Genomic DNA, 19,966 nt, shown 5'->3' with positions numbered 1-19,966 from the left:
GTATGTTGTAACTAAAAAGTATTCTGCATCGCGTTTTTATCAAGGTGCGGTACGCGATGCCGTAGTGCCTGAACGCGGCGGTAGTGCAAACATAATCAACGCCGGAATCAGGTAGATAAACCAGACAGCGACTTCACTAACGCTTGGCGCTTCCTGATAGCCGAAAATGCCTTCCATCAATGTGCCAAACAGCGAATGCGTCGACAGCACACAGCTCAGGTCAAACGCCACATCCTGAAAATGATTCCACAACCCGGCTTCGTGGAAAGCGCGGATCGCCCCAGCGGCAAGACCGGCAGCTACCAGCAAAATGAACAGGCTGGTCCATTTAAAGAATGCCCCGAGGTTGAGGCGAATGCCGCCGAGGTAAATCAGGTATCCCAGTACCACTGCGGTAGCCAGTCCCAGCATCGCGCCTAACGGCGGCCAGATGCCTACATCCTGCTGGAATGCCGCCAGCAGGAAGAACACCGATTCCAGCCCTTCTCGCGCAACAGCAAAAAAGACCATCATCACCAGCGCCCAGCCGTGATGATTACCGCGTTGCAACGCGTTATCGACAGCCTGTTCAAGCTGGACTTTGACGTTGCGGGAAACTTTACGCATCCAGAACACCATCCAGGTGAGGATCACCACGGCAATGACCGCCACGATGCCTTCAAACAGCTCCTGTTCTTTTTGCGGAAATTCACCGGTGGTTTCGTTGATGAAAATCCCTAACGCCAAGCATAATGCCGCCGCCAGCAGAACACCAATCCACATCACACCAATCCATCGACCACGCTGAGTCCGTTTCAGGTAGCTGGCAATCAGGCTGACAATCAGCGCGGCCTCTAACCCTTCGCGCAACATAATTAGAAATGGAACAAACATGCGAAGAACCCTTAAACGTTATTCTCGGTCAATTGATGAAAAGAAAAGTAAATTACAGTGATAGTGATTATCATTACAGCAAAGAAAAACTCAAGCAGAATGTTTTGAGAATGATGACTTAATGTAAACAGTTAGACGGGTAATGGTTATGCAGGTTTGCGGGGGCGCAATAAAAAGCCCGCGCACGGCGGGCTTCAGGGACAGGAGATAAATTATTCTGCCTGTAAACGCGATGGCGGAGCTGAGTGATAATGCGCGTCAGCCTCGGCAAAACGTTGCTGCATAGCAGTTGAAGGTGCTTTACCCAACAGGCTGAAGACCACAATACCGATGCTGCCGAAAACAAAGCCCGGGATAATTTCATACAGACCCAGCCAGGCGAACTGCTTCCAGACGATTACCGTCACCGCACCGATGATCATCCCTGCCAGCGCGCCGTTGCGGGTCATACGCGACCACATTACCGAGAACAGAACCACAGGGCCAAACGCCGCGCCGAAGCCCGCCCAGGCGTAGCTTACCAGACCCAGCACGCGGTTCTCCGGGTTCGCCGCCAGCGCGATGGACACCAGCGCCACGACCAGCACCATGATGCGGCCAATCCATACCAGCTCTTTCTGGCTGGCATTTTTACGCAGGAATGCTTTGTACAAGTCTTCGGTGATTGCGCTGGAGCACACCAGCAGCTGGCAGCTCAGGGTCGACATAACCGCAGCGAGGATCGCAGACAGCAGAATACCGGCAATCCACGGGTTAAACAGGATTTGCGCCAGTTCAATAAACACACGCTCGGCGTTCTGGTTAACGGCACCGGCAAGCTGCGGGTTGTTGTTAAAGTAAGCAATACCAAAGAAGCCCACAGCCACGGCACCCGCCAGACAGAGGATCATCCAGGTCATACTGATGCGGCGAGCATGAACAATGCTATGGTGGGAATCTGCAGCCATAAAGCGCGCCAGAATATGCGGCTGACCAAAGTAGCCCAGACCCCAGCCCATCAGGGAAATGATGGCAACAAAATTCAGCCCTTTGAACATGTCCACGTTCTCAATGCTCTTTTGTTTAATCACTTCCAGCGAATCCTCGAACCCACCCACACCAATAATAACCATCACCGGTGTCAGGATCAGAGCAAAGATCATCAGGCTGGCCTGGACGGTATCGGTCCAGCTAACAGCCAGGAAACCACCAATAAAGGTATAGATGATCGTCGCGGCCGCGCCCGCCCACAGTGCTGTTTCGTAGCTCATGCCAAAGGTGCTTTCAAACAGACGCGCCCCTGCCACAATCCCTGAAGCACAATAGATGGTGAAAAACAGCAGAATAACCAGCGCGGAGATAATACGTAGAATTCGGCTTTTATCTTCAAAGCGACCGGTAAAGTAATCCGGTAACGTCAGCGCATTGTTATTGTATTCGGTGTGTACGCGTAAACGTCCGGCCACCAGCTTCCAGTTGATCCAGGCACCCAAAATAAGGCCGATGGCGATCCAGCTTTCTGAAATGCCCGACAGGAAAATTGCGCCAGGCAGACCCATCAGCAACCAGCCGCTCATGTCAGATGCCCCAGCGGATAACGCGGTCACGAACGGACCCAGACTGCGTCCCCCCAGAATGTAATCGTCAAAGTTTTTGGTTGAACGCCATGCAATAAACCCTATCAATATCATGCCGAAAATATAGACACAGAATGTCACTAACATCGGTGTGCTAATAGCCATCAAAACTCTCCAAAATTATGTATCAGCAATGCCGTGGCTTGCCGTTTTATTACCCTGCCGGAACGTGGCAAAGATATCTATGTTGACCAGGGCGACCGTATCCTGCCGGAAGCGATGGTTATTCACAATCGATTTAACACACCATTTACATCAAATTTGATCCAGAGTAGATAGCATTTTTCTGTAGGTTGCACTCTCTCACATTTTTTTCGGTTGCACCTTTTAAAAGTGTTAACTACCGCAGAGAAAAAGATTCTGTAATTTTTACAGCCCACATCATAAGACTCATATTTATTAACATTTCATTCATTTCCAAGCTTGCAAACCAAGTCACATTTAACACGGTTGCACAAAGTTGCAACATAGTGGATATTTCTCGGTAACTATCAGACCCGTATTTCAGTACAACAGGAGTAAACGGCATGGGAACCACCACGATGGGGGTTAAGCTGGATGACGCCACTCGCGAGCGTATTAAAACAGCAGCATCACGAATCGATCGCACGCCACATTGGCTGATCAAACAAGCCATCTTTAATTATCTCGAAAGACTGGAAAACGACGACGCGCTTCCTGAACTACCGGCCCTGCTGGCGGGTGCCGCGAATGAGGGTGAGGAGTCAACCACGCCGCAGAATGAAGCGCATCAGCCTTTCCTGGAATTTGCCGAACAGATCCTGCCGCAGTCAGTTTCCCGCGCAGCAATCACCGCCGCGTACCGCCGCGCCGAAACCGACGCAGTGCCGATGCTGATGGAGCAGGCTCGTCTGCCGCAACCCATCGCTGAGCAAGCGCACAAGCTGGCGTACAGCCTGGCCGACAAACTGCGTAACCAGAAGACCGCCAGCGGCCGCGCCGGGATGGTACAAGGTTTATTGCAGGAATTCTCCCTTTCTTCACAGGAAGGCGTCGCGCTGATGTGTCTGGCGGAAGCCTTGCTGCGTATTCCTGATAAGGCAACCCGCGATGCGTTAATCCGCGACAAAATCAGCAACGGCAACTGGCAGTCGCACATTGGACGCAGTCCGTCACTTTTCGTCAACGCAGCGACCTGGGGGCTGTTGTTTACCGGTCGTCTGGTTTCTACGCATAATGAAGCCAGCCTTTCACGCTCACTCAACCGTATTATCGGCAAGAGCGGTGAACCACTGGTGCGTAAAGGCGTCGACATGGCAATGCGCTTGATGGGCGAGCAGTTCGTCACCGGAGAGACTATCGCCGAAGCGCTGGCTAACGCGCGTAAACTGGAAGAAAAAGGTTTCCGCTACTCTTATGACATGCTGGGTGAAGCGGCTCTAACCGCCGCTGATGCCCAGGCTTATATGGTTTCGTACCAACAGGCAATCCACGCCATTGGTAAAGCCTCAAATGGTCGCGGCATTTATGAAGGGCCGGGCATTTCTATCAAGCTGTCGGCGTTGCATCCGCGTTATAGCCGCGCGCAGTATGACCGCGTGATGGATGAACTCTATCCGCGCCTGAAGTCACTTACTCTGCTGGCCCGCCAGTACGACATCGGTATCAATATCGATGCTGAAGAGGCAGACCGACTGGAGATCTCCCTCGATCTGCTGGAAAAACTGTGTTTTGAACCTGAACTGGCGGGCTGGAACGGTATCGGCTTTGTTATTCAAGCCTACCAGAAGCGCTGCCCGTATGTTATCGACTACCTGATTGACCTCGCCACGCGCAGCCGCCGTCGCCTGATGATCCGCCTGGTTAAGGGCGCCTACTGGGATAGCGAAATCAAACGTGCGCAAATCGACGGTCTGGAAGGTTATCCGGTCTATACCCGTAAGGTGTACACCGACGTTTCCTATCTGGCCTGTGCGAAAAAACTGCTTGCGGTACCGAATCTGATCTACCCGCAGTTCGCCACCCACAACGCCCATACGTTGGCGGCGATTTATCAGTTAGCCGGTCAAAACTACTATCCGGGTCAGTACGAGTTCCAGTGCCTGCACGGTATGGGCGAACCGCTATATGAGCAGGTCACCGGTAAAGTTGCCGATGGCAAACTGAACCGTCCATGCCGCATTTATGCACCGGTAGGCACGCATGAAACGCTGCTTGCGTATCTGGTGCGTCGTCTGCTGGAAAACGGCGCCAACACTTCATTCGTCAACCGCATTGCAGACACTACCCTGCCGCTGGATGAACTGGTAGCCTGCCCGGTCGAAGCCGTTGAAAAACTGGCGCAGCAGGAAGGCCAGGCTGGTCTGCCACATCCGAAGATTGCCCTGCCGCGTGACCTGTACGGTAAAGGCCGCGAAAACTCAGGCGGGCTGGATTTAGCTAACGAACATCGTCTGGCCTCACTTTCCTCCGCCCTGCTCAACAGCGCGCTGCAAAAATGGCACGCTAAGCCAATACTCGAACATCCGGTTGCTGACGGTGAAATGACGCCAGTCGTCAACCCGGCCGAACCGAAAGACATTGTCGGTTACGTGCGAGAAGCGACTCACAGCGAAGTGGAACAGGCATTGCAGAATGCGGTAAATAACGCGCCGATCTGGTTCGCCACACCGCCGCAAGAGCGTGCCGCTATTTTGCATCGCGCCGCCGTTCTGATGGAAGGCCAGATGCAGCAATTGATTGGCATTCTGGTGCGCGAAGCGGGTAAAACCTTCAGCAACGCCATTGCGGAAGTGCGCGAAGCGGTAGACTTCCTGCACTATTATGCCGGCCAGGTCCGCGATGACTTCGATAATGAAACCCATCGTCCGTTAGGGCCGGTAGTCTGTATCAGCCCCTGGAACTTCCCGCTGGCTATTTTCTCCGGGCAGATTGCCGCCGCGCTGGCGGCGGGCAACAGCGTGCTGGCAAAACCCGCGGAACAAACCCCGCTGATTGCCGCCCAGGGTATTGCCATTTTACTCGAAGCAGGTGTACCGCCAGGCGTGGTGCAACTGTTGCCTGGTCAGGGCGAAACGGTCGGGGCGCAGCTCACTTCCGATGAGCGCGTACGCGGCGTCATGTTTACTGGCTCAACGGAAGTTGCCACGCTGTTGCAACGCAATATCGCGACCCGCCTGGATGCTCAGGGACGTCCAATCCCGCTTATCGCCGAAACCGGCGGGATGAACGCCATGATCGTCGACTCCTCCGCGCTGACGGAACAGGTGGTGGTCGACGTCCTGGCTTCTGCCTTTGACAGCGCCGGGCAGCGCTGCTCCGCGCTTCGCGTCCTGTGTCTGCAAGACGATGTAGCCGACCATACGCTGAAAATGCTGCGCGGCGCGATGGCGGAATGCCGCATGGGTAACCCGGGCCGCCTGACCACCGATATTGGACCGGTCATCGATGAAGAAGCCAAAGCCAATATTGAGCGCCATATTCAGGCCATGCGCGCCAAAGGGCGTCCGGTGTTCCAGGCCGTGCGCGAAAATAGCGACGATGCGCGGGAATGGCAAACCGGTACCTTTATCGCCCCGACGCTTATTGAGCTGGAAAGCTTCGATGAATTACAAAAAGAGGTGTTTGGTCCGGTACTGCACGTCGTGCGTTACACCCGTAATAATCTGGGCAGCCTGATTGAGCAAATTAATGCCTCCGGCTACGGTCTGACGCTGGGCGTACACACCCGTATCGACGAAACCATTGCCCAGGTCACGGGCTCAGCACATGTGGGGAACCTGTATGTTAACCGCAATATGGTCGGCGCCGTCGTCGGCGTGCAGCCATTCGGTGGCGAAGGCTTGTCAGGAACCGGGCCAAAAGCGGGTGGGCCGCTGTATCTGTACCGCCTGCTGGCAAACCGTCCGGAAAATGCGTTAGGCATTACCCTTGCCCGCCAGGATGCAGACTACCCGGTCGATGCGCAGCTTAAAGCCGCACTCGTTCAACCGCTGGAAGCGCTCAGCGAATGGGCAACCGACCGTCCAGCACTTCGTACGCTCTGCCAGCAGTTTGGCGAACTGGCGCAGGCCGGAACGCAACGCCTGCTGCCAGGACCCACCGGCGAGCGCAATACCTGGACGCTGTTGCCGCGTGAACGCGTTCTATGTATCGCCGATGATGAACAGGACGCACTGGTCCAGGTTGCCGCTGTAACTTCCGTTGGTAGCTTAATCCTGTGGCCAGATGATACGTTCCATCGCGACCTGGCAAAACGCCTGCCAGCCGCGGTCTCCGGGCGCATTCAATTTGCTAAAGCGGACAACATCGCCACGCAGCCGTTTGATGCCGTTATTTTCCACGGCGATTCCGATCAGCTTCGCGCACTGTGTGAAGCAGTGGCGGCCCGCGAAGGGGCGATTGTGTCGGTCCAGGGCTTTGCCCGTGGCGAGAGCAATATTCTGCTGGAGAGGCTGTACATTGAACGCTCTCTGAGCGTCAATACCGCCGCAGCTGGCGGGAACGCCAGCCTGATGACAATCGGCTAAGGTTGTGGTTAATTAAGGCTCCGGTAACGGGGCCTTTTTTTATGAAGCCAGAGGGAAGCATGAAACGAATCGTACTGACATGTGCAGCGCTGCTGCTGAGCGGCCAGGCGCTGGCGGATGACTGCGCCAACGCGAACACGCAGATTGAGATGAACACCTGTGCGGCAGAGCAGTATAAGGCGGCCGACGCCAAACTTAATGAAACTTATCAGAATGCGCTGAAGCGCGCCGCTCCAACCCAGCGCGATTTACTGAAAAAAGCGCAAATATCCTGGATAACTTTGCGCGATGCGGACTGTGCATTACTCAGTTCTGGCACCGAAGGCGGTAGCGTTCAGGCGATGATTACCAGCCAGTGCCTGACGGATAAGACCAACGAGCGCGAAGCGTTTCTCGCCTCGCTCTTGCAGTGTGAAGAAGGCGATTTAAGCTGCCCGTTACCACCGGCCAGTTAACGCACGCGGATCCCTTCAATAATCATCCGCTGTACGCTCTCGACCGTTTGGTTAAAAAAGGCTTCATCACGCAGCGTTGCGCCTGTCACCGCCTCTACCTGTGGGGCAAAGTCGGCGTAGTGCTGAGTTGAAGCCCAAATCATAAAAATCAGATGATGCGGATCGACCGGAGCCAGTTTTCCGCTTTTGATCCAACCGGCAATCAGCGCGGATTTCTCATCAATTAGCGTTTTGAGATCCCCCTCCAATTCTGCCATCAATAAAGGCGCTCCGGCCAGCATCTCCATACAAAACAGCCGTGATGCCTGAGGGTAATCGCGCGACACTTCCAGCTTAAGGCGAATGTATTCTTTAATGGCCACCAGCGGCGCAAAGTCTTCGCGAAAAGCTTTCAATGGAGCCAGCCAGATGTCGAGGATCTGCCGTAAAACGGCGATATAAAGCACCTCTTTTGACGGGTAGTAATAAAGTAAATTGGTTTTTGACACGCCCGCCTGCTCTGCCACCTGCTCCAGGCGCGTGCCGTGGATCCCATATTGGGAGAAGATATTTAATGCCGCGGTTAATATGGCCTGGCGTTTTGCACTGACGGCCTGCGAACGCTTACCTGTTTTTTTCTCTGCGCGTTGGACCATGCGCCCTCTCCTTCTTGTGAGGGCGTCAGCATACCAAATCACGCGGTGAATGGTTAAATTAAAGCGATTCCGGAGGTGCCTCTTGCGGCTGCGCTTTTTTCTTTTTGAACTTTAGCTCGCTGACCAGCACGCCAACAATAATGAATGCCGCACCAAGCAATGCAAGTAGCGGTAAGCGTTCACCCGCCAGACGGCCAAAGATCCCCGCCCACACCGGCTCACCGGTATAAATAACCGTCGCGCGCGTCGGCGAAACGCTACGCTGCGCCCAGTTCATGGTGACCTGAATAATCGCGCTGAAAATCCCCAGCCCCAGCGCCACCACCAGCAATCCGGTAGACATTGGCGGCACGGTCTCTCCGGCTGGTCCCATCGCAATAAACGCCACTATCGAAGCCGTTGCCAGTTGCACTACCGTTACCCGCCGTACATCCACTTTTCCCGCCCACGCGCTAATCAGGATAATTTCTGCCGCAATCGCCACCGCACCGGCGAGCGTGATCCACTCGCCTTCGCCTAAAGCCAGTAAATTACCTCCCGGTCCGGCAAGAAAAATCAATCCGATAAAGGCCAGTACAATACCGACGCACGGCATCAGTCCAGGCATGCGCCCCAGACACAGCCATTGTAAAAGCGGTACCAACGGAACGTACATCGCGGTAATAAACGCCGATTTACTGCTGGGAATAAACTGTAGCCCCCAGGTTTGCAGGCTATAGCCCAGCGCAATGGCGATACCGATTGCCACCCCTGCTTTGACTTCCAGCCATGTCAGCTTATGCAGTGTGTGTAACGACAAAATCGCGACCGCCAGCGCGGCAGTGGCAAAACGCACACCGACAAAGAAAAAAGGCCCGCTCAGGGTAACGGCATATTGCACCGCCAGAAACGTGCCACCCCAGAACATGGTGATCACAATGAGGATCGCTTCCTGAGGTTTAACAGAAAAGGAATAACGAGAGAGTAATGACATGAGACACCCGATTAACTGAATGTCATTAGTCTGCGTTGCGTTTTGTTACAGTTCAACCTTGCAGACAAAAAAAACCGCCGGAAGGATCCGGCGGCGGTGGCTACGTAACGTCTGTCTCTGACGCTCAGGCGTCACGACATATCTGACAGATAGCCCGACAATTACGATTTGTTGTTGCCGTGACTATTTTTGCCCCCTTTTTTGCCTGCCTCTGAAGCGCGTTGCGGGTCATTCTTAAAGTTGCCCCCGCTGTGCTGGCCACCTTTTCGACCTGCTTCTGATGCTCTTTCGCGGTCTTCCGCAAAGTTGCCGGAACCGCCCCGATGGTTTGCCATTACTGACCTCCGTCATTGATTAGACATCATATTGCATAGGTACTGAGGAGTGATACCTCACGCAGCGTTACGGGCGAGGCCCTGAAAATAACTGCGTGGGATTAAGCATAGTGAAGCGTGGACTGGGCAGACGCTAACTGTAATATCCTGCAACAGGATCAGGAGTACCAAAGAAATAATCACCCTAAGAAATCAATAAGTCTTTCTTATGACTACCGAATTCACCCCAGTTAAATATGTATCATTTTGCTACAAAGCAGGTTGTTGTAAAAATTGTTATAAATCAAAGAAGTGATTGTGAAATTTGCACTCCTGACAGTACGTCATATCTTTAAAGGTAGGTAGCGAGTCGCTACGAACACGGTTAACTCGAGGAGTAGTGTAAAATGGCAAAAGTTCTGGTGCTTTATTATTCCATGTACGGACACATTGAAACTATGGCCCATGCAGTCGCAGAAGGCGCAAATAAGGTAGATGGCGCGGAAGTGATTATTAAGCGCGTACCAGAGACCATGCAGCCTGAGATTTTCCTTAAGGCTGGCGGCAAAACACAAAACGCACCAGTCGCAACCCCGCAAGAACTGGCTGATTACGACGCCATCATTTTTGGTACCCCCACGCGCTTTGGCAATATGTCCGGTCAGATGCGTACCTTCCTCGACCAGACTGGCGGACTGTGGGCCTCTGGTGGTCTGTACGGCAAACTCGCCAGCGTATTCAGCTCAACGGGAACCGGCGGCGGTCAGGAACAAACTATTACCTCAACCTGGACTACGCTTGCCCACCATGGGATGGTGATTGTGCCTATCGGTTACGCGGCGCAAGAGCTGTTTGATGTCTCTCAAGTTCGCGGCGGTACCCCTTACGGTGCAACCACCATTGCCGGAGGCGACGGCTCCCGCCAGCCAAGTCAGGAAGAATTATCTATCGCCCGCTATCAGGGTGAATATGTCGCAGGTCTGGCAGTAAAACTCAACGGCTAATCTTCAACAGGAGGATTCGAATGCCAACTCAAGAAGCGAAAGCCCATCGCGTCGGCGAATGGGCAAGTCTGCGCAATACATCGCCGGAAATAGCCGAAGCCATTTTTGAAGTCGCACATTATGACGAGAAACTGGCGGAAAAAATTTGGGAAGAAGGTAGCGATGAGGTACTCATCAAAGCCTTTGAAAAAACAGACAAAGATTCGCTCTTTTGGGGTGAACAGACTATCGAACGTAAAAACGTCTAGCGCTCAGACTCCCCCGCGAACACGGGGGAGTTTTTCTTTTATTTAGCCGCCTCATTCAGCACGCTGTCGAACTTATCTATCGGGCAAAAACCATCCGCATCTATCGGACATCCTTTCAGCTCAAGCGTTACGCGCTGCGCCGGGGATTTCAGCGTCAGAACGTCTGCATTACGCAACTGCAGCGAGCTCTGATACACATACTCGATTTTCATCAGATCACGATTTGCGTTGCTGTCATGCCAGCGCTGAAAGACAATCTTCCCGCCAATCGGTGTACGCTCGTTCTGATCGTGAAGCTGGTATGGTTTGAAATCCAGCGCGGTGAGCAGCGAAGCGATGTTTGAGTCATGTCCCACCAGCACGGTTATTTTCGGTGCTTTCGCGCGTTCAGTAACCAGCGCATTATCAATATATTTCACCAGAGGTTTGGCGACGTTCTGCGCCACTTCCGGGGAGGTGAACAGGCTGTCCTGATAGCCATTTTTCAGCTTCGACAGAACCTTCCACTGCTGATCCGATTTAATCTCGCCCCAGGCAACCTTGTCCATCGGGAAGCCTTCGTAATACTGCAGCGTGAAGGCATCGACCAGCGAATTCCCCACCTTCAGCGGCCCCGATACGCCTGGCTCCTGCTGGTATTTCGCGCTGAACGTATCTTTGGCATCGGTCAGGGAACACTGCTGTTTTTCTTTACAGGATGGAGAGTCTTTGTAGTCGGTCATTTGCTCAAGCAACTGATAGCTATCGTTGAGCTGCATTTTACTACGCTCTTTCTCCATGGCCTGAACGGCCTGCTGGCTGAAGGTGGCGGAATCATCGGTGATCACCGGATTAAAGGTGGGATCCATGGTGCCCATTTTTTCCTGATGATGGACCGGAACATCGCAACCAGGGAAAGCGCCGGTGACAAAGAACTGCGCCGTAGCAACAGTGCGCTGCAGGCTGTTAGCATAGGTATAAACCGTATCCGGTGCCGGACATTCGCCCGATTTCACCATCCCCTGCTCTGCCAGCCACTCTCGCATGTAGTGACCCATATAGATTTCCAGCACACCGCCTTTGGTGGTGAGTTGTCCGCCGGGGACATCCCACTCTGGCCATTGCTTGGGGGTGGACTGTTCAAGAACGCTGCCATTATTGGCTAAAGGTGCACGTAAGTTATGCCGACTCATCATCAATACTTGTTGAAGCTGATACCCTTCCGGCGCGGTCTGCGCCTGCGCGGCGGTTGACAATAATACAGCCCCTGCCACGGCTGCGGCGATTAACGATTTATTCATCCCTACGACCTCTTGTTGTTATCAATCACAACAGAGTGTGACAGAAATATGACATATTTCCGGGAACGCTTTCGCAAAACAGACCATCTAGCGTGTCGTTTTAACACCAAACTCGGTTTCGAGTTTACGAATGCCAAGAGGTGTGAAGATGACGTGGCGGCTGCCCTGTTCGGTTTTTATCCATCGCTGTTCACTGAACCAGCGCAGCAGCGTTGCGCCAAGCACACCACCAGGATGATAACGTCGCTCGCTCCAGTCCAGACAACCGCAGGTTAACTTCCGCCGGGATGAACCCGCCGCCAGGACAATCCCCATCTGGGCCAGCTTTTCCTGGCCAAGAGGAGTCAGCATTTCACCATCCGGCGTTAACCACTGACGGGAAACCAACGTATCAAACAACCTCACCGCGACCTCTCCGGCGAGATGGTCGTAGCAGGTGCGGGCATGCCGCAAACCTGGCGGCGTTGTGATTCTCCGGGGCATTGATGTCGCCCACGCAACGCCCATCAGGCGTTCCAGCAGTTCAGCGATATCGGGACTCGCAAGGCGAAAATAACGATGTCTGCCCTGCGCCAACGCTATAACAAAACGTTGTTCGCACAGACGCGCCAGATGCGCGCTGGCGGTCGACGCAGACACATCCGCCACAGCGCTGAGCTCAGTTGCAGTCCAGGCGCGGCCATCCATCAGGGCGCACAGCATACGCGAGCGCGATTTATCGGCCATCACTGCCGCAGTAAGCGCCATTCTCGACTCCAGATCGCCCTCTTCTTCATGTAACATCACGTATGCCATAACGACCTCATTGCCCCTGAATCTCTGAATTAACGATGCCATGAAAGTCGCGCAAAGTCACCGAACCGGTCACACAGCACGCAGCATCATCTCTGTACCCAACCCGACCAGACAAAACAGAAAACAGCGTTTAAACACGAGCGGAGAAATAACCCTTCGCACACGGGTTCCTATCCACTGGCCAATAAGTGCAGGAACAATGGCCAAAGCCGACAAGCTTAGGGATTGTACGGGCAGCGCGTTATGCCACCACAGACCCAGCGCCAATGCCAGGGTCGAAAAGGTAAAAGAGATCCCGAGCGCCTGTACCAGTTCATCTTTCTCAAAGCCCAGGGACTGGATCCAGGGTACGGCGGGCATCACAAACACCCCGGTTCCGCCGGTCAATAAGCCAGTCACAAATCCAATAACGAGGGAGTACGGTTTTTCACGCTGCGGGGCCACCGTGATTTTCTTTCCCGCCAGCGTCCAGATAGCGTAGGCCACCAGCGCCACGCCGAGCGCAAACTGAGTTCGGGTGGTGTCGCCCCCGGTAATCCAGGCGCTGGCAAGCAGAGTCGCCACTACCACTGTCAGCAGCATTGGCCACAGTCGTTTGAGTAATTGGCGTGTATTTCCACCACCGCCAAACTGAAACAGATTACTGATCAGCGAAGGCAATAGCAGCATAGCCGCCGCGGCAACCGGTGAAATAAGCGATCCGAGGATCCCCATCGCCACGGTGGGCAACCCCATACCCGTAACGCCTTTCACCATCCCGGCGAGGACAAATGTGGCGGCAATCATCACCACCAAAGCGGGTCCAAACGCTAAAGAACTCGTCATGTTGCACTTTCCTGGAAAAGAGAAGATGACTGATTCTGGACGTTAATCACTGTGCTTGCTTCGTCAGGCAACGAAATATGCCTTCCAGAGGAAGGCGACGCCATAAAAAAATGCCGGGTTTCCCCGGCACATTTATCAGAACGTTTTCGCCCACCACAACCGAAGTTTCATGCCCCAGTAGCTGGTCCAGCCGCTGGTGGTTGATACCACCCGACCTTCTGACATCACCACCAGCGTGGGCGTGACGCTAATCGCCCAACTGCGGGAAATAGCCCCGTTCGCATCATTGATGACCGGAAATTCCACGCCTTTACGCAACAGCCAGCGAGATACCTCAGCTTCATTTCCGGAGCGTAACGCAATGGTCATCACATTTTCCCCTTCAGAACGCAGCCTGTAGACTTCCGGCGTCGTGAAGCGGCATACGCCGCACCAGCTCGCCCAGAAATAAAGCAACACTGGCTTGTCTTTGCTGAGCGCCGCCAGCGTGACGGTTTCACCATCCAGCGTTTGTAAAGGCGTGCTGTCAAAAGAGGCAGGGAGCTGCGGCGCGCGCCAGGCATCCATCAGCAGCATCGCCCCCGCCAACAGTGCCAGTAAGATCAGCCCTTCGCGCAACCAGCGGCGCAGTTTACTGAGCATTGGCCGCCGCCAGTTTTTCTTTTACCACTTCCTCAAGCGTTTCCCACGGCACCGCACCGGGAATAAGTTCATCGCCAATGATCGTTGCGGGGGTTCCCTGTACACCCACCAGTCGCGCCAGTTGCAGGTTAGTGCTCAGCGTTTCAGCACTTCGGGCGTCCAGCGTCACCGGACTGGCCCCCGCTTTTTCCTGCGCCTGTTTGATACTGACATCGGTATGGTAGCCCTTCTTCTGCATCAGTTTTTCATGTAGCGCCAGAAACTGCTGCGGATGCTCATGCCATGTCGTCAGCACGGTCCGCGCCGCCAGTTCCGAGCTTTCACCTTTAAACGGCAACGGTTTGATCACTACCGCCACGTCAGGATATTTCTGCACAATTTTTTCCAGCATTGGATCCAACTGCTTGCAGTATGGGCAGTTGTAATCGGTGAAGTTTATCAGGGTCAGTTTTGCCTGCTTTGCGCCAATCCGCGGGCTGTTGGGATCGTTAAACAGGGCTTCCTGAATTAATGCTTCAATTTGCTTTTCCTGTTCCGGGGTAAACGGCGCAGGCTCTTTCGCGATACTGACGGCAGAAAACAGGGTTAACAGCAGAACAATCATCATCTTCATGGGGTAACTCCTTTGGCATCGTTCAACGTTTGCAGTACCGCATCGCGGGTTAACAACGTGGGTAACACCTGGCCTTCCGGCAGACCGGGGCCATAAATTTGGTTATACGGCACAGCAACCTGGCCGCGTTTTTTTAGAAATTCGGTAATGGCTTCAGAAGGGAGTGTCCAGTCGCCGCGCAGCGCCACCACATCCGGCTGTTGCAATGCGGCCTGGACGTCATCTTTATGCAAGACGTTGAACTTGTTTACCTTACAGGTGATGCACCAGTCTGCTGTGACGTCAATGAACACACGCTTATGTTGCGCCAGCGCATCCTCAATAGCTTGCTCGCTTAGCGGTTGCCAGTTCACGCTCTCTTTGCCAGTGCTTTGCCCTACGAACCCGAAATGCGGGAGCAGCAACGTCGCAAGCCAGATAGCGGAGCCCAGCATCATCACGCCGAGCAAACGCCGCAAAATATTCATCCAGCGTCCTGGCCGCGGCAAACGCAGTGCCAGACCGGGACGCAGAGCTACCAGCAGCCACGGTAAGCTCATTCCCAGCCCAAGTGCGATAAACAATCCCCACAATGTCGGCAGCGAAGCGGTCAATGCCACCGCCACCGCCGTTCCAAGGAACGGGGCACTGCACGGCGTAGCAAGCAGCGTCGCAAATGCACCTTGCCAGAAATGTCCCGACAGACCGTTGCCTCCGTGAGTCGCCAGCGTGGTAGTCATCGCAGAAGGGAGTCGGAATTCAAACCACCCGAACAGGCTGGCGCTGAACGTCAGCATCACCAGAACCATCACGCCAATGAACCATGGATTCTGAAACTGGATCCCCCAGCCAAGCGCCTGATTGGTTAAACGCAGCACCGTCATCAATAGAGCCAGAGCCATAAATGAGACAAGTATTCCGGCTACCGATGCGAGGAACTGACGACGGACCTGGCGACGACTTTTTTCCTCGACCAGCAAAATCGAGCCCAGCTTCATGCCCAGAACCGGTAACACACAGGGCATCAGATTGAGGATCAAACCGCCCAGCAGCGCCATTAGCACCACTTGCCACAGTGGGAGTGAGGCGTTCTCAACAACCGGGGCTTCGCCAATCGCAAGACGACTTTCCTGGGCAACACCGTTATCTGCCAGCACCAGGGTGACTGACTTACCACGCAGATCCGGCGCGCCTTCTCCCCAACCGTCATGTACAGGTACCGTGGCGCGTAATGTCTCCCCCTCAACATGGATTTGCGGCATGCCAAAATCCGCATCATCAACAGCATCCAGATACAGCCCTGGTGCAGTCCAGCCTCCCGCACGGTGAGCCTCGACGACTAACTCTCCCGCCCGTGCGCCGGCGCTCAGAGCATCGGTCAGGCCGCTGGCAAGTGGGATCTGTCCCATCGCCTGAGCATAGTCATGTGCAAAAGTCGGGTCCTGGGCTGTGGCCGTCACGGAAAAAGGAAAATCCGTCAACAGGCAAACGTTGCTACAGGTGGATAGCGTCAAAACGCCGCTGAGCGTGGCGGGCGCTCTACCGCGCACCACCATCGGGAACGTCACCTTATCGTGATACCCCTGGGTAGTAATATTGGCGACCTCAAAACGAGCAGGGGTTGGCCAGAACCAGTCGACCGCAGGCATTTCCTCTTTCCAGGCGATAGCAGGCGCAACGCCCCCCTCGCCCGGAGAACGCCAGTAGGTTTTCCAGCCGTCCTCCAGTTTGACATCCAACAACAGACGGGTTTCACCGCCAGCAGACGTATCAGCGCGTAACCGCACGCTGGCGTGATCGTTATCGGGTGAACGCATCCAGCCGGGTTCAGCCGCCCAGGATACGGGCAGCCATAGCAATAACAGACAGAGCAGTGTCTGCCTGAAAACAGTCATCATAGTTTTTCTCCGTGAATAATTATCTAACAGTCAGCAACGGCTGTTCTGTCATTCACGGAAGACGCAAAATCGGAGATGCACCCGGAGAGTAGGCGGCGAGATAGCTCGCGGTGGGAAAAAAGGTAGACGAAACACCCGCACTGGCGCCAGCAACGACAGCAGCAGGCACAGCACCAGAATAGCACCTTCAAACAGTACGGGTGGCGCAGCCAGTAATGACTTCGCGCTCAGTTCACAAGGGGTAACGGGTGAGGTTTCATCGGTCTGCACTTGTGCGCTGGCGACAACGCTTGTAACGGCGGTATCCATCTGCAACGCGTGCAGGCCCGCCATGCGTTGTGCGGTGCAAACCATCACCACAACACATGCCAGACAGAGGAACAACCATCCCATCCGTTGACGTTTCGCCATTATACCCTCACTCATTGATGCGAGTTATCTTAACCACTCGCCGGTTTTTGGCAACCTTTACGCTGTAAAGTTATGTCCTTCCATCTGCTGGATATACCGCGATTTCAATCAGATTGAGATCGGGATCCCTGACATAAACCGAGCGAATCGGTCCTGTCGCGCCGGTTCGTGCAACGGGCCCTTCAATAATCTCAACTCCGTGGGTTTGAAACGTCTCTGTCACCTCTTCCAGTGTACGCGTGGTGATAAAACACAAATCCAGCGCCCCCGGCGTTGGCGCGTAGGCTTTAGGTTCAAACTCTTTTCCCCGAATATGGAGATTGATTTTCTGATTGCCAAAGACGAAGGCTTTCCGACCTTGTGCGAAAGTTTCCAACCTCATGCCTAAAAGCTCGACATAAAAACGAACGCAAGCCTCTTCATGATTGGTGGTTAGTACCAGGTGATCCAGGTGGTCGATCATAGTGATATCCATTTGGGTTGCTCGTCTCTGACACTTACCCTATTCATTCACGCGCGACAAGAAAAAGACAATCTACAGGGGTATTTGCAGAACTTAGCGAAATACCTTGCCATTCACGCTTTAAAGGCGAAATGATAATTAATCATATTTTCGTCTTTGTTTATTACACTATAACATTGCTCAAAACACCCCTGAAAATATCACGGAAGTTATCATTCACTATTTACGAAGAATGCCAGAGAATATTTCAATGCCAGCACACAAATAATGCCCGCTACGTACTGATGCGTAAATGAAAGTAAGGGTCAGCGCATTTTCAGGGGATTTCCTTATTATATCCATACGCAATGAATAACGTATTCATTAGCAGATAATTTGTTTATCAAATGTTATTTAGAGTATATGGAAATGAAAAAATATTTATTACCCCTGATTGGGTTACTTTTTACAGTTAGCGCTCAGGCAGCATCATTTACCGACGGTAAAGAGTATATCACCCTGGAAAAACCCGTCGCTTCCGCCCCAGCTGCGCTGAAGTTTTTCTCATTTTACTGTCCTTCCTGTTATCAGTACGATGAAGTTTTTGAAATCACGGATAACGTGAAAAAAGTACTGCCTGCTGATGTCAAACTCACCGAATACCACGTCGACTTTTTAGGTCCGCTGGGGCAAGACATGACGCACGCCTGGTCCGTCGCCATGCTGTTAAACGTACAAGATAAAGTTAAACCGTTGCTTTTTGATGCCGTTCAGAAAAAACAAACCGTTAAAACAGCGGATGATATTCGTAACGTATTTATCAGCGCGGGCATCAGCGCCAGTGATTATGATGCCGCCTGGAACAGTTTTGCCGTGAAATCCCTGACCGCAAAACAACAAGAAATGGCTAAAGCGGTAGATTTAACCGGTGTGCCCGCCATTTTTATCAACGGTAAATATATGATCAATCCAAAAGGACTGAAATCTGACGACCTAAACTCTTTTGTGAAGAGCTACGCGGATACGGTTCGCTATCTGATCACCAAATCCTGACATTTCGCTAATCTCACTTTTCGCACCACACAACAGTCAAAAGCGCTGTTGGTGGTGCGCAATCACATCATTTAGACCAATATCCTTTCTTCCCGGTTGGCATTCGCCGTTATCAGGATTACCCTAAACTTAGCGGTGTTACCTGTTGTCGGGGTACACCTTCTTCAAGTGTTGATTTACACGAGAGAACGCTATGGAATTAAAGGATTATTACGCCATTATGGGCGTGAAACCGACAGACGATCTCAAGACAATCAAGACCGCCTATCGTCGACTCGCCCGTAAATACCATCCTGATGTCAGCAAAGAGACTGACGCTGAGGCCCGGTTTAAAGAGGTTGCTGAAGCCTGGGAAGTCCTGAGTGATGAACAGCGACGTGCCGAGTACGACCAACTGTGGCAGCATCGCAACGACCCTCAGTTCAGCCGTCAATTCCAGCAAGGAGAGGGGCAAAGCTACAGCGCCGAAGATTTCGACGATATCTTCTCCTCCATTTTTGGTCAGCGTGCGCACCAGTCGCGCCAGCGCCCTGCCAGCCGCGGGCACGACATCGAAATAGAAGTTGCCGTCTTCCTCGAAGAAACGCTTACTGAGCATAGCCGCACTATCAGTTACAACCTGCCAGTCTACAATGCGTTTGGCATGGTAGAACGAGAAATTCCTAAAACACTGAACGTGAAAATTCCGGCTGGCGTCGGTAACGGTCAGCGTATCCGCCTGAAAGGTCAGGGCACGCCCGGCGAAAACGGTGGGCCGAACGGTGATTTGTGGCTGGTGATTCATATTGCGCCGCATCCGCTGTTCGATATCGTTAATCAGGATCTGGAAGTTGTCGTTCCTCTGGCGCCGTGGGAAGCTGCGCTGGGTGCGAAAGTAACCGTTCCGACGCTGAAAGAGAGCATCCTGCTGACCATTCCTGCAGGCAGCCAGGCCGGTCAGCGGCTACGCATTAAAGGCAAGGGTCTGGTAAGTAAAAAACATACCGGCGATTTGTATGCGGTGATCAAGATCGTCATGCCACCGAAACCTGACGACACCAGTGCCGCCCTGTGGCAACAACTGGCGGATGCACAAAAGACCTTTGATCCGCGCAAAGAGTGGGGGAAAGCATAATGGCTAACGTTACCGTCACTTTTACCATTACCGAATTTTGTCTGTACACCGGTGTGTCAGAAGAAGAACTGCATGAGGTTGTCGGCTTAGGGGTGATAGAACCCCATGAAGACGAGACGTTTGACGATCATGCGCTGACCGTAATGCGTCGCGCGATGCGCCTGCGTCAGGAGCTGGAACTTGACTGGCCAGGGATTGCCGTTGCATTGACGTTGCTGGAAGAGAACGCTCAGTTACGTCAGGAAAATCGCCTGCTGCGCCAGCGATTGTCCCGTTTTATCAGCCATCCTTAGTGCGTCAGGGCCA

At 53.4% G+C, this 19,966-nt stretch carries 20 protein-coding genes; 7 read left to right on the top strand and 13 right to left on the bottom strand.

Features of this window, described 5'->3' with window-relative positions:
- Positions 1–39: 39 nt before the first annotated feature.
- Both efeU and putP read right to left on the bottom strand, forming a co-directional pair.
- A complete protein-coding gene (gene efeU, locus OGX66_RS02255; RefSeq protein ID WP_270921792.1) occupies positions 40–873 on the bottom strand; it encodes an iron uptake transporter permease EfeU in 834 nt (277 codons plus the stop codon).
- Between the two features lie 212 nt (positions 874–1,085).
- Complete coding sequence (gene putP / locus OGX66_RS02250) at positions 1,086–2,594, bottom strand: sodium/proline symporter PutP (protein ID WP_032936247.1); 1,509 nt, start codon at positions 2,592–2,594, stop codon at positions 1,086–1,088.
- Between the two features lie 422 nt (positions 2,595–3,016).
- Here putP and putA point away from each other — a divergent pair, with 422 nt between their 5' ends.
- Both putA and OGX66_RS02240 read left to right on the top strand, forming a co-directional pair.
- On the top strand, positions 3,017–6,979 hold the full coding sequence (gene putA / locus OGX66_RS02245; protein WP_270921791.1) for a trifunctional transcriptional regulator/proline dehydrogenase/L-glutamate gamma-semialdehyde dehydrogenase: 3,963 nt from the start codon (positions 3,017–3,019) through the stop codon (positions 6,977–6,979).
- 59 nt (positions 6,980–7,038) lie between these two features.
- On the top strand, positions 7,039–7,434 hold the full coding sequence (locus tag OGX66_RS02240) for a lysozyme inhibitor LprI family protein (protein WP_003836811.1): 396 nt from the start codon (positions 7,039–7,041) through the stop codon (positions 7,432–7,434).
- On the opposite strand, the gene rutR is transcribed toward OGX66_RS02240, so the two are convergent.
- The 3 genes from rutR to OGX66_RS02225 all read right to left on the bottom strand — a co-directional run bounded on the left by rutR (position 7,431) and on the right by OGX66_RS02225 (position 9,377).
- Entirely contained in the window at positions 7,431–8,069 is a 639-nt protein-coding gene (gene rutR, locus OGX66_RS02235; protein ID WP_003036026.1) for an HTH-type transcriptional regulator RutR, read from the bottom strand. The two genes, OGX66_RS02240 and rutR, sit on opposite strands and share 4 nt — an antisense overlap.
- Positions 8,070–8,127: 58 nt before the next feature.
- Entirely contained in the window at positions 8,128–9,042 is a 915-nt protein-coding gene (locus OGX66_RS02230; RefSeq protein WP_003036024.1) for a DMT family transporter, read from the bottom strand.
- Between the two features lie 161 nt (positions 9,043–9,203).
- Positions 9,204–9,377: a con-10 family general stress protein gene (locus OGX66_RS02225; RefSeq protein ID WP_003036022.1), complete on the bottom strand. Its 174-nt coding sequence runs from the start codon at positions 9,375–9,377 to the stop codon at positions 9,204–9,206.
- A gap of 386 nt (positions 9,378–9,763) precedes the next feature.
- Between OGX66_RS02225 and wrbA the strand changes: the two genes are divergently transcribed.
- On the top strand, positions 9,764–10,360 hold the full coding sequence (gene wrbA / locus OGX66_RS02220; RefSeq protein ID WP_003832057.1) for an NAD(P)H:quinone oxidoreductase: 597 nt from the start codon (positions 9,764–9,766) through the stop codon (positions 10,358–10,360).
- A 20-nt stretch (positions 10,361–10,380) separates the two neighbouring features.
- Positions 10,381–10,608: a YccJ family protein gene (locus OGX66_RS02215; RefSeq protein WP_003036015.1), complete on the top strand. Its 228-nt coding sequence runs from the start codon at positions 10,381–10,383 to the stop codon at positions 10,606–10,608.
- 38 nt (positions 10,609–10,646) lie between these two features.
- Here the strand turns inward: OGX66_RS02215 and agp are convergent, their stop codons facing one another.
- The 8 genes from agp to OGX66_RS02175 form a co-directional block, all read right to left on the bottom strand.
- On the bottom strand, positions 10,647–11,888 hold the full coding sequence (agp, locus tag OGX66_RS02210) for a bifunctional glucose-1-phosphatase/inositol phosphatase (protein ID WP_003836813.1): 1,242 nt from the start codon (positions 11,886–11,888) through the stop codon (positions 10,647–10,649).
- Between the two features lie 87 nt (positions 11,889–11,975).
- Complete coding sequence (locus OGX66_RS02205; protein ID WP_270921790.1) at positions 11,976–12,683, bottom strand: ArsR/SmtB family transcription factor; 708 nt, start codon at positions 12,681–12,683, stop codon at positions 11,976–11,978.
- A 69-nt stretch (positions 12,684–12,752) separates the two neighbouring features.
- A complete protein-coding gene (locus tag OGX66_RS02200; RefSeq protein ID WP_049002904.1) occupies positions 12,753–13,508 on the bottom strand; it encodes a sulfite exporter TauE/SafE family protein in 756 nt (251 codons plus the stop codon).
- Positions 13,509–13,643: 135 nt separating this feature from the next.
- The gene (locus tag OGX66_RS02195; protein WP_270921789.1) at positions 13,644–14,150 is read right to left on the bottom strand and encodes a protein disulfide oxidoreductase; all 507 of its coding nucleotides are present in this window, start codon (positions 14,148–14,150) and stop codon (positions 13,644–13,646) included.
- The gene (locus OGX66_RS02190; protein WP_061548778.1) at positions 14,140–14,763 is read right to left on the bottom strand and encodes a DsbA family protein; all 624 of its coding nucleotides are present in this window, start codon (positions 14,761–14,763) and stop codon (positions 14,140–14,142) included. Before OGX66_RS02190 ends, OGX66_RS02195 begins: the two co-directional genes overlap by 11 nt.
- The gene (locus OGX66_RS02185; RefSeq protein WP_088902471.1) at positions 14,760–16,640 is read right to left on the bottom strand and encodes a protein-disulfide reductase DsbD family protein; all 1,881 of its coding nucleotides are present in this window, start codon (positions 16,638–16,640) and stop codon (positions 14,760–14,762) included. The genes OGX66_RS02190 and OGX66_RS02185 overlap by 4 nt, the downstream gene beginning before the upstream one ends.
- Positions 16,641–16,688: 48 nt before the next feature.
- On the bottom strand, positions 16,689–17,051 hold the full coding sequence (locus OGX66_RS02180) for a copper resistance protein (protein ID WP_088902472.1): 363 nt from the start codon (positions 17,049–17,051) through the stop codon (positions 16,689–16,691).
- A 70-nt stretch (positions 17,052–17,121) separates the two neighbouring features.
- The gene (locus OGX66_RS02175; RefSeq protein ID WP_003846865.1) at positions 17,122–17,526 is read right to left on the bottom strand and encodes a VOC family protein; all 405 of its coding nucleotides are present in this window, start codon (positions 17,524–17,526) and stop codon (positions 17,122–17,124) included.
- Between the two features lie 396 nt (positions 17,527–17,922).
- Here OGX66_RS02175 and dsbA point away from each other — a divergent pair, with 396 nt between their 5' ends.
- The 3 genes from dsbA to cbpM all read left to right on the top strand — a co-directional run bounded on the left by dsbA (position 17,923) and on the right by cbpM (position 19,953).
- Positions 17,923–18,546: a thiol:disulfide interchange protein DsbA gene (gene dsbA, locus OGX66_RS02170; RefSeq protein WP_088902473.1), complete on the top strand. Its 624-nt coding sequence runs from the start codon at positions 17,923–17,925 to the stop codon at positions 18,544–18,546.
- Between the two features lie 193 nt (positions 18,547–18,739).
- On the top strand, positions 18,740–19,660 hold the full coding sequence (gene cbpA, locus OGX66_RS02165) for a curved DNA-binding protein (protein ID WP_003035957.1): 921 nt from the start codon (positions 18,740–18,742) through the stop codon (positions 19,658–19,660).
- Positions 19,660–19,953 carry a chaperone modulator CbpM gene (cbpM, locus tag OGX66_RS02160; RefSeq protein ID WP_003836827.1) on the top strand — a complete coding sequence of 98 codons (294 nt, stop codon included), beginning with the start codon at positions 19,660–19,662 and terminating at the stop codon, positions 19,951–19,953. The genes cbpA and cbpM overlap by 1 nt, the downstream gene beginning before the upstream one ends.
- Positions 19,954–19,966: the final 13 nt, after the last annotated feature.

The organism is Citrobacter sp. Cf072 (assembly GCF_030334485.1).
Lineage (GTDB): Bacteria > Pseudomonadota > Gammaproteobacteria > Enterobacterales > Enterobacteriaceae > Citrobacter > Citrobacter freundii.
Note: the sequence above shows the minus strand (reverse complement) of the source record. Positions and strands in the feature narration are given on the sequence as shown.

What these genes read in the sequence shown, in the direction of transcription:
- OGX66_RS02230 (WP_003036024.1), bottom strand. Translation starts at nt 9,042, where the DNA reads ATGTCATTACTCTCTCGTTATTCCTTTTCTGTTAAACCTCAGGAAGCG.
- OGX66_RS02175 (WP_003846865.1), bottom strand. Translation starts at nt 17,526, where the DNA reads ATGGATATCACTATGATCGACCACCTGGATCACCTGGTACTAACCACC.
- OGX66_RS02215 (WP_003036015.1), top strand. Translation starts at nt 10,381, where the DNA reads ATGCCAACTCAAGAAGCGAAAGCCCATCGCGTCGGCGAATGGGCAAGT.
- OGX66_RS02240 (WP_003836811.1), top strand. Translation starts at nt 7,039, where the DNA reads ATGAAACGAATCGTACTGACATGTGCAGCGCTGCTGCTGAGCGGCCAG.
- OGX66_RS02185 (WP_088902471.1), bottom strand. Translation starts at nt 16,640, where the DNA reads ATGATGACTGTTTTCAGGCAGACACTGCTCTGTCTGTTATTGCTATGG.
- cbpA (WP_003035957.1), top strand. Translation starts at nt 18,740, where the DNA reads ATGGAATTAAAGGATTATTACGCCATTATGGGCGTGAAACCGACAGAC.
- wrbA (WP_003832057.1), top strand. Translation starts at nt 9,764, where the DNA reads ATGGCAAAAGTTCTGGTGCTTTATTATTCCATGTACGGACACATTGAA.
- agp (WP_003836813.1), bottom strand. Translation starts at nt 11,888, where the DNA reads ATGAATAAATCGTTAATCGCCGCAGCCGTGGCAGGGGCTGTATTATTG.
- OGX66_RS02205 (WP_270921790.1), bottom strand. Translation starts at nt 12,683, where the DNA reads ATGGCATACGTGATGTTACATGAAGAAGAGGGCGATCTGGAGTCGAGA.
- OGX66_RS02180 (WP_088902472.1), bottom strand. Translation starts at nt 17,051, where the DNA reads ATGGCGAAACGTCAACGGATGGGATGGTTGTTCCTCTGTCTGGCATGT.
- dsbA (WP_088902473.1), top strand. Translation starts at nt 17,923, where the DNA reads ATGAAAAAATATTTATTACCCCTGATTGGGTTACTTTTTACAGTTAGC.
- OGX66_RS02200 (WP_049002904.1), bottom strand. Translation starts at nt 13,508, where the DNA reads ATGACGAGTTCTTTAGCGTTTGGACCCGCTTTGGTGGTGATGATTGCC.
- cbpM (WP_003836827.1), top strand. Translation starts at nt 19,660, where the DNA reads ATGGCTAACGTTACCGTCACTTTTACCATTACCGAATTTTGTCTGTAC.
- putP (WP_032936247.1), bottom strand. Translation starts at nt 2,594, where the DNA reads ATGGCTATTAGCACACCGATGTTAGTGACATTCTGTGTCTATATTTTC.
- putA (WP_270921791.1), top strand. Translation starts at nt 3,017, where the DNA reads ATGGGAACCACCACGATGGGGGTTAAGCTGGATGACGCCACTCGCGAG.
- efeU (WP_270921792.1), bottom strand. Translation starts at nt 873, where the DNA reads ATGTTTGTTCCATTTCTAATTATGTTGCGCGAAGGGTTAGAGGCCGCG.
- OGX66_RS02225 (WP_003036022.1), bottom strand. Translation starts at nt 9,377, where the DNA reads ATGGCAAACCATCGGGGCGGTTCCGGCAACTTTGCGGAAGACCGCGAA.
- OGX66_RS02195 (WP_270921789.1), bottom strand. Translation starts at nt 14,150, where the DNA reads ATGCTCAGTAAACTGCGCCGCTGGTTGCGCGAAGGGCTGATCTTACTG.
- rutR (WP_003036026.1), bottom strand. Translation starts at nt 8,069, where the DNA reads ATGGTCCAACGCGCAGAGAAAAAAACAGGTAAGCGTTCGCAGGCCGTC.
- OGX66_RS02190 (WP_061548778.1), bottom strand. Translation starts at nt 14,763, where the DNA reads ATGAAGATGATGATTGTTCTGCTGTTAACCCTGTTTTCTGCCGTCAGT.